General features: G+C 65.7%; 13 protein-coding genes. All 13 read right to left on the reverse strand.

Features of this window, described 5'->3' with window-relative positions; genetic code table 11:
* Window positions 1-146: 146 nt before the first annotated feature.
* Window positions 147-1073, reverse strand: coding sequence for a diguanylate cyclase domain-containing protein (locus GTP55_RS26565; protein ID WP_161047800.1), 927 nt, complete (start codon window positions 1071-1073; stop codon window positions 147-149).
* Window positions 1070-5641, reverse strand: coding sequence for a PAS domain-containing protein (locus tag GTP55_RS26570; protein WP_371868452.1), 4572 nt, complete (start codon window positions 5639-5641; stop codon window positions 1070-1072). The genes GTP55_RS26565 and GTP55_RS26570 overlap by 4 nt, the downstream gene beginning before the upstream one ends.
* 83 nt (window positions 5642-5724) lie before the next feature.
* Window positions 5725-6792, reverse strand: a complete 1068-nt coding sequence (locus GTP55_RS26575; RefSeq protein ID WP_161047801.1) for a phosphotransferase — start codon at window positions 6790-6792, stop codon at window positions 5725-5727.
* A 67-nt stretch (window positions 6793-6859) separates the two neighbouring features.
* Entirely contained in the window at window positions 6860-7423 is a 564-nt protein-coding gene (locus GTP55_RS26580; RefSeq protein WP_161047802.1) for a prepilin-type N-terminal cleavage/methylation domain-containing protein, read from the reverse strand.
* A 39-nt stretch (window positions 7424-7462) separates the two neighbouring features.
* On the reverse strand, window positions 7463-8200 hold the full coding sequence (locus GTP55_RS26585; RefSeq protein ID WP_229258176.1) for a hypothetical protein: 738 nt from the start codon (window positions 8198-8200) through the stop codon (window positions 7463-7465).
* Between the two features lie 8 nt (window positions 8201-8208).
* Window positions 8209-8976: an ABC transporter permease gene (locus GTP55_RS26590; RefSeq protein ID WP_161047803.1), complete on the reverse strand. Its 768-nt coding sequence runs from the start codon at window positions 8974-8976 to the stop codon at window positions 8209-8211.
* Entirely contained in the window at window positions 8973-9683 is a 711-nt protein-coding gene (locus GTP55_RS26595) for a type II secretion system protein (protein ID WP_161047804.1), read from the reverse strand. The genes GTP55_RS26590 and GTP55_RS26595 overlap by 4 nt, the downstream gene beginning before the upstream one ends.
* Window positions 9673-10188 carry a hypothetical protein gene (locus GTP55_RS26600; RefSeq protein ID WP_161047805.1) on the reverse strand — a complete coding sequence of 172 codons (516 nt, stop codon included), beginning with the start codon at window positions 10186-10188 and terminating at the stop codon, window positions 9673-9675. Before GTP55_RS26600 ends, GTP55_RS26595 begins: the two co-directional genes overlap by 11 nt.
* A complete protein-coding gene (locus GTP55_RS26605) occupies window positions 10185-10874 on the reverse strand; it encodes a hypothetical protein (protein ID WP_161047806.1) in 690 nt (229 codons plus the stop codon). The genes GTP55_RS26600 and GTP55_RS26605 overlap by 4 nt, the downstream gene beginning before the upstream one ends.
* On the reverse strand, window positions 10871-12445 hold the full coding sequence (locus GTP55_RS26610; protein ID WP_161047807.1) for a hypothetical protein: 1575 nt from the start codon (window positions 12443-12445) through the stop codon (window positions 10871-10873). Before GTP55_RS26610 ends, GTP55_RS26605 begins: the two co-directional genes overlap by 4 nt.
* A gap of 7 nt (window positions 12446-12452) precedes the next feature.
* Entirely contained in the window at window positions 12453-13655 is a 1203-nt protein-coding gene (locus GTP55_RS26615) for a type II secretion system F family protein (RefSeq protein WP_161047808.1), read from the reverse strand.
* A complete protein-coding gene (locus GTP55_RS26620; RefSeq protein ID WP_161047809.1) occupies window positions 13655-15358 on the reverse strand; it encodes a GspE/PulE family protein in 1704 nt (567 codons plus the stop codon). The genes GTP55_RS26615 and GTP55_RS26620 overlap by 1 nt, the downstream gene beginning before the upstream one ends.
* 3 nt (window positions 15359-15361) lie before the next feature.
* Window positions 15362-16476 (reverse strand): tetratricopeptide repeat protein (locus tag GTP55_RS26625; RefSeq protein ID WP_161047810.1); only part of this gene is annotated, 1115 nt, incomplete at its 5' end.

The raw sequence follows: 16476 nt of genomic DNA on the forward strand, positions 1-16476 counted from the left end.
CACCCTGACGGCCGGTCTGATGTCTTTCAGAGTGGAATTTAAGTCCTGCATATAGACGGGTTTGACGCAATGAAGGATAACGCCAGCTTGCAGCGATTGGAAGATCAGTGCGAAGGTCTGCAACGGGGCGCAAGCCGCCGTTCGCGCTAACTATCCAAACTGATGCAATAGCGGTTGCGCCCCGACTGCTTGGCGCGGTAGAGGTTGTTGTCGGCGACGCGGATCAGGGGGCTGGGGTCGCTGCCTTCCAGCGGCGGCGTCGCTGTGGCCAGGCCCATGCTGAGAGTCAGCACCGGCGCAGTCGGCGAGGCGCCGTGGGGGATGGCCAGCTTGCGCACTTCTTCCTGGATGCGGTTGGCCACCACTTCGGTGCCGTCGCCGGCCTCTTGCGGCAGCAGCAGGATGAATTCCTCGCCGCCGTAGCGCGCCAGCATGTCTTGCGGGCGGCTGGCGCAGCGCTTCATCGCTGCGCTCACTTGCTGCAGGCAGGCGTCGCCGGCCTGGTGGCCGTAGTGGTCGTTGTACAGCTTGAAGTGGTCGACGTCGATCATGATGACCGACAGCGGCAGGCCGGCGCGGGCACAGCGGCGCCATTCGGCATCGACGGTATCGTTGAAGTTGCGGCGGTTGGCGACGCCCGTCAGGCCGTCGGTAAGGCTTAGTTCGCGCATGGCGTCGGCCTGACGCTTGATGGTCAGCTGGCTGCGCACGCGCGCCCGTACCACGGCGACGTTGAACGGTTTGCTGATGAAGTCGACCGCGCCGGCTTCCAGCGCCCGCGTTTCGTCTTCCGGCTGGCTCAGCGCGGTGACGAAAATGACCGGGATGTCTTGCAGCCGCGGCGAGCTGCGCAGCGCCGCCACCACCGCGTAGCCGTCCATGCCCGGCATCACGGCGTCCAGCAGAATCAGGTCGGGCTGCTGGTCGTGGGCGATTTGCAGCGCCTGCTCGCCGTCCAGCGCAAACAGGACTTCATGTTCTTCGCGCAGCGCGTGGTGCAGGATCTGGATGTTTTCCATGGCATCGTCGACCACGAGAATGCGCCCGTTCCGGGCCAGGTGGGTCCACGTCATGCACTTTCCTTTCGCTGCAACAAGTCTTCCACCATCTGGCGTGCGGCCTTGAAGTTGAGGGTTTCCACTGCTTCACTCAAGGCTTGCGCCAGGCTGGCCGACGCCAGCGCCGGCCGCAATGCCCTGAAATGTTCTAGTGCTTTAAGATTGTTATTCTGAAGCAATCCTAGCAACTCCGCCAGTTTTTGCGCCAGATCGGAAGGCTGGGTGTTGCTTGTGGCCATAGCATGCTGGGGCGAGGCCAGCGTGCGCGCGGTGCGGGCGACCAGATCCAGCGCCTGTTCCAGCCGGTTGAGCGCGCTCGGCACGGCCAGCGAGTCGGCGGTGATATCGTGCAGCGCGGCTTCGGCGCTGGCGCTCAGGCGGGCGACGTCCGACGCGCCCAGGTTGGCAGCCACGCCGCGCAGGCGGTGCAGCACTTGCGCGGCCTGCTGGCGCTGGTTGGCGGACAGCAGTTGCCGCACTTCGCTGACAGCGCCGCCTTGCGATTGTTCGAAGCGCTTGAGCAGGCCGGTCAGCGCCTCGTAGTTGCCGCCCAGCCGGCCCAGCGCGGCGTCGACGTCGATGCCGGGCAGCGGCGACAGCGGCGGCATCAGCGACGCCGTCGGGATGGCGTGCGGCGCCTTGGCCGGCACGGCCGCCACCATGTCGCGCGAGGCGTCGCGGATGGTCACCAGCCGGGTCAGCACCGAGATCAGTTCTTCGACGTCGATCGGCTTGGCGACGTGGGCGTTCATGCCGGCTTCGGCGGCGCGGCGGCGGTCGTCTTCCAGCACGTTGGCGGTCATGGCGATGATCGGTAAGGTCAGCAGGCCCTGGCCGCGAATGGCGCGGGTGGCGTCGTAGCCGTTCAGCACCGGCATCTGCACGTCCATCAGCACCACGTCGTAGCGGTCGGTGGCGGCGGCCAGCAGCTCGACCGCCAACTGGCCGTTGGCGGCCACTTCCACCGCAGCGCCGGCATGCAGCAGCATGTATTCCGCCACTTCCTGGTTGATTTCGTTGTCTTCCACCAGCAGGATGCGCATGCCGTTGAGGCGGTCCTTGAGCGGCGTGTGGTCCAGCTGGGCCATGAGGCCGGAGGTGGCCTGGTCGCCGGCCAGCAGGCCGCTGACCCGCTCCAGCAGCCGCCCCGGACTGACCGGTTTGGACAGCACGCCGGCCAGGCCCAGCGCGGCCGATCGCTGAACCAGCGTGGCGGCGCGGTGTTCCGAGGTCATCATCAGCACCGGCGGCAGCGCCAGGTCGGGCGGCAGCTGCTGCAGCAGCGCCGGGCCGTCGATGCCGGGCATGTCCTGGTCCAGCAGCAGCAGGTCGTACGGCCGCGCGGCGCGCGCGCGTTCGATCAGCAACGTGCGCGCCTGTTCGGCGCCGTTGGCGCAGGCGGTATGCCAGCCGAAGCTGCGGCCGGCGTCGAGCAGCGCCTTGCGCACGCTGGCGTTGTCGTCGACGATCAGCACCGACAGCGTGGCGGTGGTGTCCGGCGGCGCGGCGGCGGCCAGCGGGACGGTGGATTCGAGCGGGCAGGCGAACAGGAACTCGGCGCCGTGCCCCGGCGCGCTGGTGACGCTGATGGCGCCGCCCATCATGTCAGCCAGCTGGCGGCAGATCGCCAGGCCCAGTCCGGCGCCGCCGAATTTGCGGCTGGTGCTGCTGTCGGCCTGCGAGAAAGCGTCGAAGATGCCGGCCTGCTGCTCGGGGGCGATGCCGATGCCGGTGTCGCGCACCACGAATTCGACCAGCAGCGCGCGGTCGCCCGGGCGCGCCGATCCGGGCGCCGGCCGCACCGTCAGCACCACTTCGCCGTGGGCGGTGAACTTGATGGCGTTGCTGATCAGGTTCAGCAGCACCTGCTGCAAGCGCATCGGGTCGCCCGCCAGGTCGGTCGGCATGGCCGGATCGATGTCATACACCAGCTCGATGCCCTTGTCGCTGGCGCTGCCGCTGAGCATGACGCTGATGCTGTCGAGCACGTGCTGCAAATGGAAGTGGGCATGCTCCAGCACCAGCTGGCCGGCCTCGACCCGCGAGAAGTCGAGCACGTCGTTGACCAGGCTGAGCAGAGACTGCGTGGCGAACTGGATTTTGTGCAGGTAGCCGCGTTCGCGCGGCGCCAGCGGCGCTTCCTCCAGCAGGCGCGCCAGGCCGATGATGGCGTTCATCGGGGTGCGGATTTCGTGGCTCATATTGGCCAGGAATTCACTCTTGGCGCGGCTGGCTGCTTCGGCGCGGTCGCGCGCCAGGATCAGCTCTTCGTTCACTTCCTGCAGGTGCAATTCTGTTTCCTTTAACTCGGTGACATCGGAGACTAGCACAAAGAAACCCTGTACAGCCCCGGAATCGTCCAGATCCGGGATGTAATTGACCCAGGTATGGCTGATGTCGCCCGACGGCCAGTGCAGTTTGCCGGCAAAGCCCTGCGCCTGGCCGGCCAGCGCCGCCTGCACGTAGGCCGCGCCCTCGGCGTATTCGGCGGCGTCGAGCACCTCCGGCATGTGCGCGCCGAGCATCTGTTCGCTGCTGCGGCCATGCCATTCGAGGAAGTAGCGGTTGGCGAAGCGGCAGCGCAACGCGGCGTCCCAGTAGGCCACCATGCCGGGCAGGTTGTCGGTGACGGTGCGGACGAAGTGTTCGCTGGCGGCCAGCCGGTCGGCCGTGGCGCGCAGCACTTCCTTGGCCTGCTTGCGGTCGGTGATGTCGAGCGAAATGCCCAGCACGTGGGTGGCGACGCCGTGCTCGTCGCGCAGCGCCACCTTGCGGGTGGTCAGGTAAAGCGGGCCATCGGGCGTGGCCAGCGGTTCCTCGGCGATTTCGGTGACCGCACCGGGCGGGCTGTCGAGTACGCGCAGGTCGTCCAGCTTGAACTGGTCGGCCTGCGCGGCCGGCACGAAATCGTAGTCGTTCTTGCCGATCAGCTGTTCGTTGCTATAGCCGAGCATGCGGGCGCCATGGCGGTTGAACATGGCGTAGCTCAGGTCGTCGGCGCGTTTAAGGAAGATCATCGCCGGGATGTTTTCCACCACCGAGCTGAGTAGCCGGCGCGAACTGCGCAATTCGCTTTCGACCCGCCTGTAGTCGGTTTCGTCCAGCACCAGCGAGGTGATGCCGATGATCTTGCCGCCGGGGCCGAACTGCGGGTAGTAGCTCATCACCCAGTGGCGCAGCTCGTCGGGCGCGGCCACGGTATGGCCGGCGCGGCGCAGGTTGGTCAGCGGCTTGCCGCTTTCCAGCACGGTGCGGTAATCGCCCAGCATGGCGGCGCGCAGTGCCAGGTCGGGGATGACTTCGCCGATGTGACGGCCCAGGTGCGCCACCACTTTCTGTTCGCTGAGCGCGGCCAGGTATTCGTTGATGCGGACGATGCGCAGTTCGTTGTCCACGTAGCTCAGGCCGACGGGGGCGGTGGCGTACAGGGTTTCCAGCTGGGCGCGGTTGCGTTCCAGCTGGCTGGTGCGTTCCGCCACCAGGCTTTCCAGTTCGTGGTTGTGCCGGCGCAGGTCGCCTTCCAGCGCCTGCAGCGCCTGCGCCACCACCTCGGCCTCGCGGAAGGCGGTGGCCGGCATGACGAATGGCCGGCCGCTGGCCAGCGCCTGCGCCGGCGCCACCAGTTCGCGCACCGAGCGGGCGATGCGGCCGCCGACCGCCCACGCCAGCGAAAAGCCGGCCGCCAGCACGGCGATCATGGTGGCGGCGATCAGCGCCACGGCGCGCAGCAGTTCTTCATAGGCCCTGGCTTGCGGCGTGGCGATGCCGACCACCGCGCCGCTCACCGGCGCCCGGCTCAGGCCGAGATACACCGGCGTGCCCTGGGCGTCTTCGGTATCGAGCAGGGTTTCGGCCGCCTTGCGCATCTGTGCGCGCAGCGCCGGCGTGGCCGCATGGCCGAGCAGCTGGCGCGGACCGCCGGCCTGGGCGACCACATTGCCGTCCGCATCGTACAAGGTCATGGCCTGGCCGGCGCTGATGTGTTCGTCCTTGAGGGTGCGTGCCAGCCGGTCCGGTTTCAGCAGCGCGGTCATGGCGTAGGCGACGTGGCCGTCGATGAACACCGGCACGTCGAGCGCCAGCAGCGCGCTGCCTTCCACTATCACCACCGACATCTGCGGCCGGCCATGGCCGAACAGCGGCGCCAGCCGGTGGCGGTTGGCCACCGGGTTAAGCGTGTCCGGCAGCGCCGCGCCGACGTTCAGCACGGCCTTGCCGGTGTGGTCGCTCAAGATGAACTGGGACGAGGGGAACTGCGGGCTGAGCAGGGCGCCGGCCTGCAAGCGCAATGCGGCCAGGTCGTTGGTGCGCAGGCTGGGCGACGAGGCCAGCGCGGCGGCCGCGCCTTCGCTCTGCACCAGGTCGCGGTCGATGGCGGCGGCGACTGCGCGCGCGGCTTGCTGGGTGTCGTCCTTGAGCGTGTCGCGTTCGCGGCTGTAGAACTGGCCGACCAGCGCGCCGAAGCCGACCACGGTGGGCAGCGCGCAGGCCAGCACCAGCAGCGCGATCTGCGAGCGGATGGATGGCAATGGTTTGCGTTGTGTTTCTGGCACGCGGTTGACCTCGTCTTGTGCTGGCAGCACGATAGTAGCCGAGGACAACCGTTTCAGAAAGGGCTTTTGGCGTGGACGGCGCCTGGTGGCCACATCGTCCGCGATCCGGTTGGCTAGATCGGCTTGCCGCAGGCGTAAGACCAGCCCAGTTCCGCCATCGGCCGCGCCATCTTGCCCGATTCCAGCGCCTGGGCGCTGGCGGCGGTGCCGTCGACGTAGCGTTTCATAATCCCTTGCATGATGCTGGCCAGGCGGAACATATTAAACGCCAGGTAGAAGTTGAAATCGCTCAGCTGGATGGTCTTGCCGGTGCGCTCGGCGTAGCGGGCGATGTATTGCTGCTGGGTCGGGATGCCCAGCGCTGGCAGGTCCAGCCCGGCGATGCCGCGGAACTGGCCCGGCGGGATGTGCCAGCTCATGCAGTGGTAGGAGAAGTCGGCGAACGGGTGGCCCAGCGTCGACAGTTCCCAGTCCAGCACGGCCAGGATGCGCGGCTCGGTCGGGTGGAACAGCATGTTATCGAGGCGGAAGTCGCCGTGCACAATGGACGTGTCGTCGCCGGGCGGGATGTGGGCTGGCAGCCAGGCGATCAATTGCTCCATGGCCTCGATGGTTTCGGTCTGCGAGGCCAGGTATTGCCTGGTCCAGCGCTCGATCTGGCGCGCGAAGTAGTTGCCGGGCTTGCCGTAGTCGGCCAGGCCGATGGCGGCGTAGTCGATCGTGTGCAGCTGGGCGATCACGCGGTTCAGTTCGTCGTAGATGGCGGCCCGTTCGGCCGACGTCATGCCGGGCAGGGACTGGTCCCACAACACGCGGCCTTCCACGCATTCCATCACGTAGAAGGCGCGCCCGATGATGGTTTCGTCGGTGCACAGCGCGTATTGTTTCGGCGCCGGGAAGCCGTGCTGTTGCAGCGCATCCATGACGCGGTATTCGCGTTCGATGGCGTGGGCGGAGGGCAGCAGTTTGTCGGCCGGTCCCGGCTTGGTGCGCAGGACGTAATCCTGCCCGCTGACGCTCAGCTTGAACGTGGGATTGGACTGGCCGCCCTTGAATTGTTCAGCGCTCAGCTCGCCGTCCGGATAGCCTTCGACGTGCTGGCGCAGCCAGGCATTAAGGGCGACGGTGTCGAACTGGTGGCGCGCCGAGACCGGTTTGGTGCCGATGAATTCTTCAAACATGCTGTCTCCTGCTTTTTATTGGTGACAGCCATTCTATCTGAATAAAAGTACGAGTGTGCTTTTAATCTTAGAAGAATACAGCGGTGCGCTGGATGACGCTGCCGTTGTTGGTGTAGGCGCCGGTGGCGCGGACCGAGCCGGTGTTGTATTTGCCGTCATCCAGCTTGCTATCGAGTTGTTCGGCGAACGAGTCGGGCAGGTTGTCGAGGCGGATGCCGTTGCCGCCGCGGCCGGCCACCACGTCGTTGTAGATGTAGACGGCGCCGCCCTGGGCGCTGGTCATAAAGTCGCTGGTGCCGTTGTAGGACCCGGTGATGAAGCCGGCCAGCGCCAGGTGCTGCGGCGCCAGCAGGTATTCGCCGATCTGGCCGTCGCCATTGCCGTTACCGGTGGCGCCGGGCGCATGCACGGTGCCTTGCACGTCGTCGCCGGGCAGGGCGCGGAATTTATCCTGGTAGGCATTGACGGCGGCGGTCAGCGAGGTCGATTGCTGGATGATGTTCTTGACGCGGGCGCTGTCGATCAGTCCCTGGCCTTTGAGCACGCCGCCCAGCAGCAGGCCGATGATGACCAGTACGATGGCGATTTCCACCAGGGTAAAGCCGCGTTGGCGTACAGGAGATGAGCGCATGGGTGTCCTTTCTGATGATGGCTCGTAGTATAGCAAGCGCTAGTGTTTTTGGTTGAGTTGGTCGAGGCGCGCGGCGAGGAATTTGAGCTCGTTGGGATCGGTGATCTGGCCGCTTTGCAGCAGGCCGCCGATCAGCGCGCGCGCGGCGTCCACTTCGTTCATGTCTTCGGCGATGAAGATTTCCAGTTCCCTGGCCCAGGCAGGGATGTTGGCGCCGGTGGCTTGCATGCGGATGGCGGCGGCGTAGCGGCGCGCCAATGGCAGGTCGTGCAGGCGGTGTCTGGCGACCAGCGCGGCGTGCGCCAGCCATGGCCAGCGGCGGTTGGGGTCTTCGCTGAAGCGGGCGTAGACGAAGTCCAGCATCAGGCGCGCGCGCGCCGGGTCGCTGACGGAGCCATAGACTTCGCTGGCGGCCAGCAGCGGGTATTGGCTGCGCGGGTCGAGGTCCAGCACGCGCTGCAGCCAGAGCGCGACTTTGGTGTAATCGAGGTTGCGCCAGGCGATGCTGATGCCGGCTTGTTCGTCGAAGCCTTGGACGTAGAGCATGGTGGCTTTGGAGAGTGCTATTGGGTCGCCCATCGCGGCCAGTTGCAGCGTTGCCAGCGATGGCGCCGGCGGCAGGTCTTGCGCCGGCGCGCGGGCAGGCGGACGGCTGGCTTGCCAGAGGATTTGCAGCGTCAGCGCAAACAGCACGGCCAGCAGCGCACGGCGCGGCGCGGCGCGGCGAACAGCGTGCTTTGGCGCGGATGGCTCCTGGGATGGCGTGGCGGGCGGCATGTGCGGCCTCAGATGGCTTTGCGGTGCAGGTCGAACAGCGCGGCGGCGGCCATCAGGGTGACGTAGATGGCCGTTTGCGTGGCGATGGCCGCGAGGTCGCTGGCGCTGCCGCTGTGGTAGACCAGCCAGTCGCTGCGCGTGAACTGGTCCAGATGCGGCAGCAGCAGCGCCAGGCCGTCAATGCCGGCGTTGAGCACTTGCTGGCCGCCGCTTTGCACGGTACTGGCGCAGTGGCCAAGCAACTGCAACGCCCCGATCACGCGCGCCAGCAGATAAAAAGCAAACGACGCCGCCAATGCCGGCAGCACCTGGTTCAGCGTCAGCATGCACAACACGCTGAACGCCGCCACAATCCAGCATTCGCACAACAGCGAAAACGCCCACAGCGCGGCCTGCGCGGGCGGCGCAAAGAACAGTCCCAGTGCGCCAAACAGCAATGTGGGCAGAATCGCCAGCGCGCCAAATCCTGCCAGCTTGCCGAACAAATAAACCGCGCGCCGCAGCGGCAACGCCATCAGCAGTTCGAGGCCTTTGTCGTTGGCCTCGCGCGCCATGCTTGTGATAACAAAGGTCGCCACCAAAAACACCGCCGCGAAGCGCAGCACCGCACCCAGCAAGGCCGCCTGCAATTGACGGCTTTCAGTCAGCGCCAGTTCATTCAGGAAGCCGCTGACCGCTACCGCGCCGGCCATCATCAGCAGCACAAGCCACAGCAGCCGGTTGCGCAAGGCTTCCAGTAGCGTGTAGTGGGCGATGATGAGCGCTGGCCGCATCATGGCAGGCGCTGCGCCGCGACCATGCGGTTGTACAGAATATTGGGCGAGATCCACAGCACGAGATCGTCGAATGCGCCGCCGGGCGTGCGCGCGTCTTCAGCGATGTCGCGGGTGACGAGCGTGGTGCCGCCGGCCTGCAGGTTGACCTTTTCATCGACGTTGCCGACGCCGACGTCGGCGATCAAGGTGTCCTGGTTGCTGGTGGCGCCGTAGCCGTTGCGGCCAAACGAAATGATGGCCGCAGGAATATCATTCATGTCGGTCGCCTGCACAAGTTGGCCGCTGGTGTTGCGGGTGCCGATGGTGATGTCGCGTGGTGTCTGTAACGTGAACGGGGTGAGCGAGTCGGTAAACGCCGGGGTGACGGAGTAGGCCAACACCCGGTCCCACCCATCGAGCCGGCTGACGCCCAGCGTGGTCCATGGCAGGTAGCCGAAGCGCTTGTTACAGAGGTTGCCGGTGCGGTCTTCCAGCCCATTGGTGGACGAGACGGCGGGGCAGGGAAGGTAGCCATTGCGCAGCGCAAAGCCGAACAGCGCCTCGCGCGCATCTTCCATGGCGCGCTTGGTGTCGGTGACGCGGCGCTGCTCCAGCTGCGATGCCAGCGGCGCCATCATGCCGCCGATCAAGAGGCCGACGATCAGCAGCACGATGGCGATTTCCACCAGGGTGAAGCCGGACTGGTGGTGCGTAATCCTATGGTTCATTGATGTCCTTGATTCGGCCTTCCGTCAGATCGTAGCGCTGGCCGGCTTTGAGGATGATCTTTTTCCCCGACGGCAGGGTGACTGTGACATTCGGCGTACCTGCGCCAGGCCGCTGCGAGGTACTTTTCTGTGCGCCGTATTGCGGCTCGTCGTTGAGCCAGACTGTGGTGCGGTTGTCGCTTCGGCGCAGGATGCCGCTCATTATCAGCACCGGCGGCGGTGGCTCAGGCACTGCGGAGGCGCCGCCTGGTGCGCCGGGAGGGCCGGCATTGGCCGCGGGCATACCTGGCATGCCCGGCGGCGGCTGTTGTTGCTGTTGCTGTTGGTCTTGCGGATTAACGGGCGGGCCCGCGGCCACGCTACGGCTCGCCTCCATGCTGGCGCGTTCGGCGGGCGTCGAGAATAGTCGTCCCAGCGTGACTTGCGCCTGCGCGGATGGCGGCAGCAGGGCGGCCAGCAATATCAGCCGGGCCGTTACGGCGCAGAGGGCGGCGCGGCGCATCATGATTTTCCTTTCGCCGGCTTCATCGCGGCCAGGCGCGGCGCCTTGGGCGCGGTGTTGAGCGTGATCCAGTTCAAGGTACAGTCGGCGCCCAGCGTCGGTGCGCCCGGCGCGCCAGTCACCGCGCCCATGCGCTTGATCGAACAATCCTGCACCGCAAAGTAGCTTTGCCGGCGCAGCGTCTGGAAGAAATTGAACAGGTCCAGCTCATGCAGCAGTTCCATGTGCAGCCGCATGCGGCTGCCGCGCAGTTCAAAGTCGCCCAGATCCAGCGGCGACTCCAGTTGCACGGTCTGTTGCGGTTCGATCTCGTAACTGAGTGGCGCAAGCTTGAGCTGTTCCTGCGTTTGGCGGATCGCATCCAGCCACTCCAGACGGCGCTCGTCGCCTACCAGTCCGCGCTGGCGCAGCGCGATAAAGCGCTGCTGATAGTTGCGGATGTCGCGCTTCTCGCTGTCGACTTGCGCGTACAGCGACGATGCGGCGTCGCGGGCGCGCTGGTTGGTTTCCAGCGTGTCGTCGGCCTCGTGTTTTTTCAATTGCGTCAGCAGCACGGCGGTCAGCGAGATGGTGATCGCCGCCAGCAGCGTCAGGGCCGCCGTGCGGATCAAGGCAAATTCCGTGATCCAGTACGGCAGCGTGAGGGCCGCCGCCGCTTTCTTCTTGCCCGGGACAGGATTCGTGCTCATGGCTTCCACACCAGGTTGAGGGTAAATCGCGCACGGCCCGGGGCGGCCGCCTGCGTGCCGGCCTTGCCGGACAGCTTGACCGACGACCGCGTATCCACCGGCGGCTTTTCCACTTCCACCGTCAGGTGAGAATGGCGTGCCAGCGCCTTGGCAAACTGCGTCATGCTGTCCACCGCATTGCGATAGTCATCCTGGTCGCTCATGATCTCCGCCTCCAGCACCAGTGTTTGCGGCGCGCGTTGCGGAATGCCTGCCACCAGCGAGGAAATCGGCGTGGCCTGCGTGGCGTCCTGTCCCGGCGCAGGCGGGTTGGCGCTCGGCGCGTTCACTTTCCAGTCCATTTGCAGCAGGCGGATCTGCGGCACCGCCTCCAATGCCTCGCTGACGACCGTGGCCATGCCGATCGGCGAACCGGATTGCGTGGCCAGCATGCGTTCCACATTGACCGCCGCCCGCATATTGGCCGTGGTGGTCACGCGCGGCGGAATTTCCGCCATGGTGGCGCGATAGCGCTGGTTGAAGCTGGATGTTTCGGCGGCCAGCTGCTTGCTGTCGCTATTGGCTTCGTGTTCCTGCCACAGGTTGGCGCCGGTCCACGCCGCGCCGCAGATGGCCAGCGTGGCGCTCACCGCGTACAGGTTGACGCGCGCGCGCCATAGCTTGAAGTAGCGCTGCCACAGCCCCAGCGTGTAATGGCTGGCAGGCGCGCGGTGCGCCAGCAATGCCAGCAGCATGGGTTCGGCCAGATGGTCAGCGAGATCGTCGACGTCACCGCCGCCGGTCTTCAGGCCGACGCCGTCCGCCACCGACTCCAGCGACAGCAGGCGGAACACGGTTTCCGCGCCGTCTTCGCATTGTTCGTTCAGCGCTTCGGTGTCGGCGGCCGGCGTGACCACCACCGCAGCCAGCACCTGGCCGCGCGCCATCAGGCGCTGGCTGCTGAGGAATTGCTGGGTCTTGGCGGTCTCCACGCCGATATTGACCGGATTGCCGTCACGGTCGATGGCCGGGGTCAGGCGCGAGAACTTCAGCATGCCGTTCTGGAAATAACTCTGGCGCCAGCCGGCCGATTGCTGCGTCACCAGCAGCAGGTGTTCATCGTTGAGGCGCAGCTTGCGCACCAGTTCTTCGCTCATCAGCGTGGTCGAATACAGTCCGGCCAGCGGCATTTGCAGCTGCTCCAGCGCTTCCACCCACGGCTGTACCGACGATGGATTGGTCAGCGCCGACAGCAGCACGATGTCGTCGCGGCGGCCGGCTGCTTCGCGGCCCTGCACCTCGTGATGGCGGAACGGTGTTTCGCGATACTGCTGCATCAAGCGCCGTTGCAGCAGCTTGCGGGCGCCGGCGCCGCTGACGTGCGGCAGCGTCACGCGCTGGAAGTCTTCTTCAATCAGGTCGGCCAGGATGTAGGCAGGCGAGAAGCGGTGGTGGCTGTCGATGTAGTCCATGAAGTCATCGATGCCGCCACGGTTGTTGACGAAACAGACGCCGCCCGAGAGCCGGCCGTTGTGCCATTCGTAGGCGCACAGCTGTTCGCTGGTCAGATAGAATAAATGTTTGGTGAACACGATGGCCTCAGGTCCTGATCTTGCTGATCGTGTCGTAGATCGGTCCCATCACCGACAGCATGATCCAGCCCACCATCACCCCCAGCACCACGGTGATGGCCGGTTCAATCATCGACTGCACCTTCTCGATCATCTCCTTGACTTCGCGGTTGTAGAAGTAGCTGACGTTATGCAGCGCGCCATCCAGCGCGCCGGTCGATTCGCCCACTTTCAGCATGCGGATCACCAGCGGCGGGAAGATGCCGGTGTTCTGGAACGCCTGCGTTATGCCCTGGCCTTCGGAGATCTGCTGCGCGGCGCGCCGCAGGCCGGCCGCCACCACGCGGTTGCCGACAATGCCTTCCGACAGGCGGATGCATTCGAGGATGGTGATGCCGGACGCGTACATCATCGCAAAGAAGGTGGCAAAGCGCGCCAGGATAATCTTGTGCAGCACCGGACCGATCATCCAGATGCGCAGCTTGAAGCCATCGGCCATGTAGCGCGCATGTTCGCTGCGCGCCAGCCAGGTGCGGGCGGCGAAGAAGCCGATTACCGGCACGGCAATCATCACATACCAGTAATTGATGAAAATATTCGAGACGAAGATCAGCGCCTTGGTATGCAGCGGCAGCGTATTGCCCATGTTTTTGACGAAGGACGTCAGCTGCGGCACCAGGTAAATCATCAGGAAGAACATGACGCCGGTGACGAACAGGCCGACGGCGGCAGGGTACATGATGATCTTCCTGGTCTGCGACGCCAGTTCGTCCTGCCACTTCAGCGTTTCCGACAGGTTGCGGAACACCTCCGCCAGCTTGCCGCTTTGCTCGCCGGCGGTAATCAGGCTGGTAAAGGTCAGGTCGAACACTTCCGGGTAGGCCGCCATCGCTGCCGACAACTGCTTGCCGCCTTCGATATTTTCAATCAGGCCGGTGATCATTTCGCGGAAGCGCGGGTGGTCGATGCTGTCGCGCAGATCGTTCAGGCCCTCCAGGATCGGCACACCGGCGCCGGTCATCTGCTCCATGTGGAAGCAGAAGTTGATCAGGTCCTTGCGGGTGATCACGCGCTTGATGGCGATGACCTTGGCGCGCGAGACGCGGCAGTCGATCAGGTCCAGGCCCATGCGGGTCAGGCGCAGTTCCAGATCCGGCTCGTTGGCGGCGTCCATATTGCCCGGCTGGATATGGCCGGTGGCGTCCATCGCGCGGTAGAGATATTGCGGCATCAGCCCAGCCTTTCGGTGAGGTCTACCACGCGGCCGACTTCTTCCAGCGTGGTCACGCCTTCGCGCACGCGGCGCAGGCCATCGTCAATCAGGCTGTGGAAGCCGCCGGCGGCGGCCGCGTTTTTCAGTTCGCGGGTGGAGACGCGGCGCGCCACCAGTTCGTCCAGCGCCGGCGTCATTTTCAGCAGTTCGATGATGGCGATGCGGCCTTTGTAGCCCTGGTGCGCGCACTTGTCGCAGCCGACCGCGTGGTACAGCGTCTGCGGCGCGGCGTGGTCCGGAATGCCGAGCAGGCGGCGCTCGACATCGTCCGCCACATGGGCTTCGCGGCAGGCGGTGCACAGCTTGCGCACCAGCCGCTGGGCGATGATGCCGATGATGTTGCCGGCCATGATATCGGCCAGCACGCCAATGTCCAGCAGGCGCGGAATGGCGCCGATGGCGGAGTTGGTGTGCAGCGTCGAATACACCTGGTGGCCGGTCATGGCGGCTGAGAAGGCCATTTCGGCGGTCTCCTTGTCGCGGATCTCGCCGACCAGGATCACGTCCGGGTCTTGCCGCATCATCGAGCGGATGCCTTCGGCAAAGCCCATCTTGGACGATTCGTTGACCGAGGTTTGCCGGATCATGTTCATCGGGTATTCGACCGGGTCTTCCAGCGTCATGATGTTGACGCTTTCGGTGTTGATGTGATTCAGGATCGAATACAGCGTGGTGGTCTTGCCGGAGCCGGTCGGCCCGGTCACCAGGATCACGCCGTCGGGACGGGCGATCATCAGCTTGAGCAGATTGAGTTCGTTCTCGCCGAGGCCCAGGCCATCGAGCGGTACAATGCCTTTCTGGCGATCGAGCACGCGCAGCACGAAGTTCTCGCCGTGTGTGGTCGGCTGCGCCGAGGCGCGGAAGTCGATCTGGCGGCCGGAGAACTTGATCGAGATGCGGCCGTCCTGCGGCGCGCGGGTTTCGGCGATGTTCATGTTGGACATGACCTTGAGCCGCACCGCCATCGCCGGCCAGTAGGATTTATGCAGGCTGCGGATCTGGCGCAGGATGCCGTCGATGCGGTAGCGGATGCGCAGGAACGACTGCTCCGGCTCGAAGTGCAGGTCGGAGGCGCTGTTTTGCACGGCGTCGGCCAGGATGGCGTCGATCAGGCGCACCATCGGCTGGCTGTATTCGTCCGAGGTGCTGCCGATGCTGGCGTAATTGACTTCGCCGGTTTCAATCTCGTGCAGGATGCCGTCGATCGACAGTTCGAAGCCGTAGTACTGGTCGATGGCGCGCGAGATGTCGGATTCATTGACCAGCAGCGGCGTAATGGTGATGCCCTTGACCAGCATGGCGCTGATCTGGTCCAGCGCGACGATGTTGCTGGTGTCGGACATGGCCAGGATCAGGTTGTCGGTGGCGCGCTCGTAGACGATCGGGAACACGCGGTAGCGCTTGGCCACTTCCTTGGGGATCAGCTTGAGCGCGATGGCGTCCACCACCAGGCTGTTGAGATCCGCACTCTGGGTGTTGAGGTTTTCCGACAGCGCCTCGCGCACCGTCGCTTCGGTGACGAAGCCCAGTGTGATCAGCAGTTTCCCCAGCGGCTCGTTGCTGCTTTTTTGCTCGATCAGCGCGATGCGCAGCTGGTCTTCGCTGATGATGCCTTTTTGTATCAGCAGTTTGCCGAGGGGGATTTTGGGTTGTTCTGCCATGTGTCAGTGGGGGACGGTGCTCAGTTCATGCATGCGCTTGCGCAGCGCGTTGCGGTCGAAGCCGACGGCCTTGTCCTGCGCCATGGCCAGCGCGCGCTGGTAGTAGCCAAGCGCCAGTTTGCCCTGGTTCAGGCGGTCCAGACCGATGGCCAGGTTGTAGGCGTAGTCCGGATTGTCCGGCGCGGCGCCGACGGCGCGGAAGTAGGCTTGCTGGGCGTCCGGCCAGCGGCCTTGTTGGGCGTACAGGTTGCCGAGCGCGAACAGGATCGGGCCGGCGTCCGGTGTGGTGGCCAGGATGGCCTTCAGGCGCGCTTCGCTCTGGCTGATGTCGCCCTGGCGCAGGCCGATCAGGCCGGCGGTGGCGTCGGCGTCGTTGGGCGACAGTTCCAGCAGGCGCAGGTAGTAGCCGGCCGCCTTGTCCTTCTGGTTCTGGCGGGCGGCGACATGGGCGGCGCCGAGCAGGGCGTCGCGGTTATTGGCGTCCTGGGCCAGGGCGGCGTCGTATTGCTGCTGGGCGCCGGCGGTATCGCCGCTGTTGAAGGCCTGGTAGGCGCGGTCCAGCGCCGGCGCGACCGGGGCCGGCTGCACGATGCGGGTGACGCGGATGTCGTCGTTTTTCGGCGCGGCCAGCACCGGCATGCGTTCCGGACGCGGCGCGGCGGCGGCCTGGATGGCTTGCTGGGCGGCGGCCAGTTCCTGTTCGGTGCGTTCCAGGCGGCGTTCCAGGTCCTGCTGGCTGCTGCGGCTGGCGGTTGTTCCGAGCAGGGGATCGTCGGCGTAGGCGGGTTCGCCGGTGTTGGGCAAGTCCGGGCCGGCGCCAGTGCTGCCGGCGCCCGGAGTGGCGACGATGATCTGGCCGGCGCTGGTGGCGCCGCTGGCAGCGTTTTGCGGCGGCATCGGGACTGGCGGCAGCCCAGCGCCTGCGCCGGGGCCGGTCAGGGCGATCCAGTAATAAATGGCGAAGCCGCCAACCAGCAGCAGCAGCAGGGCGATCAGGCCGAACAGACGCAGGCGTTCGGGATCGAAGCTGCTGGGTTCGGCAGCGGCGGCGGTGCGGGCGCGGGCGCGCGTGCCGGCGGAGTTGCCGCCGGCGGCGTCGCGCGCGGTTTTTTTGCCGG

The sequence above is a fragment of the Duganella margarita genome, from assembly GCF_009857535.1.
GTDB classification, from domain to species: Bacteria; Pseudomonadota; Gammaproteobacteria; order Burkholderiales; family Burkholderiaceae_D; genus Rugamonas; species Rugamonas margarita.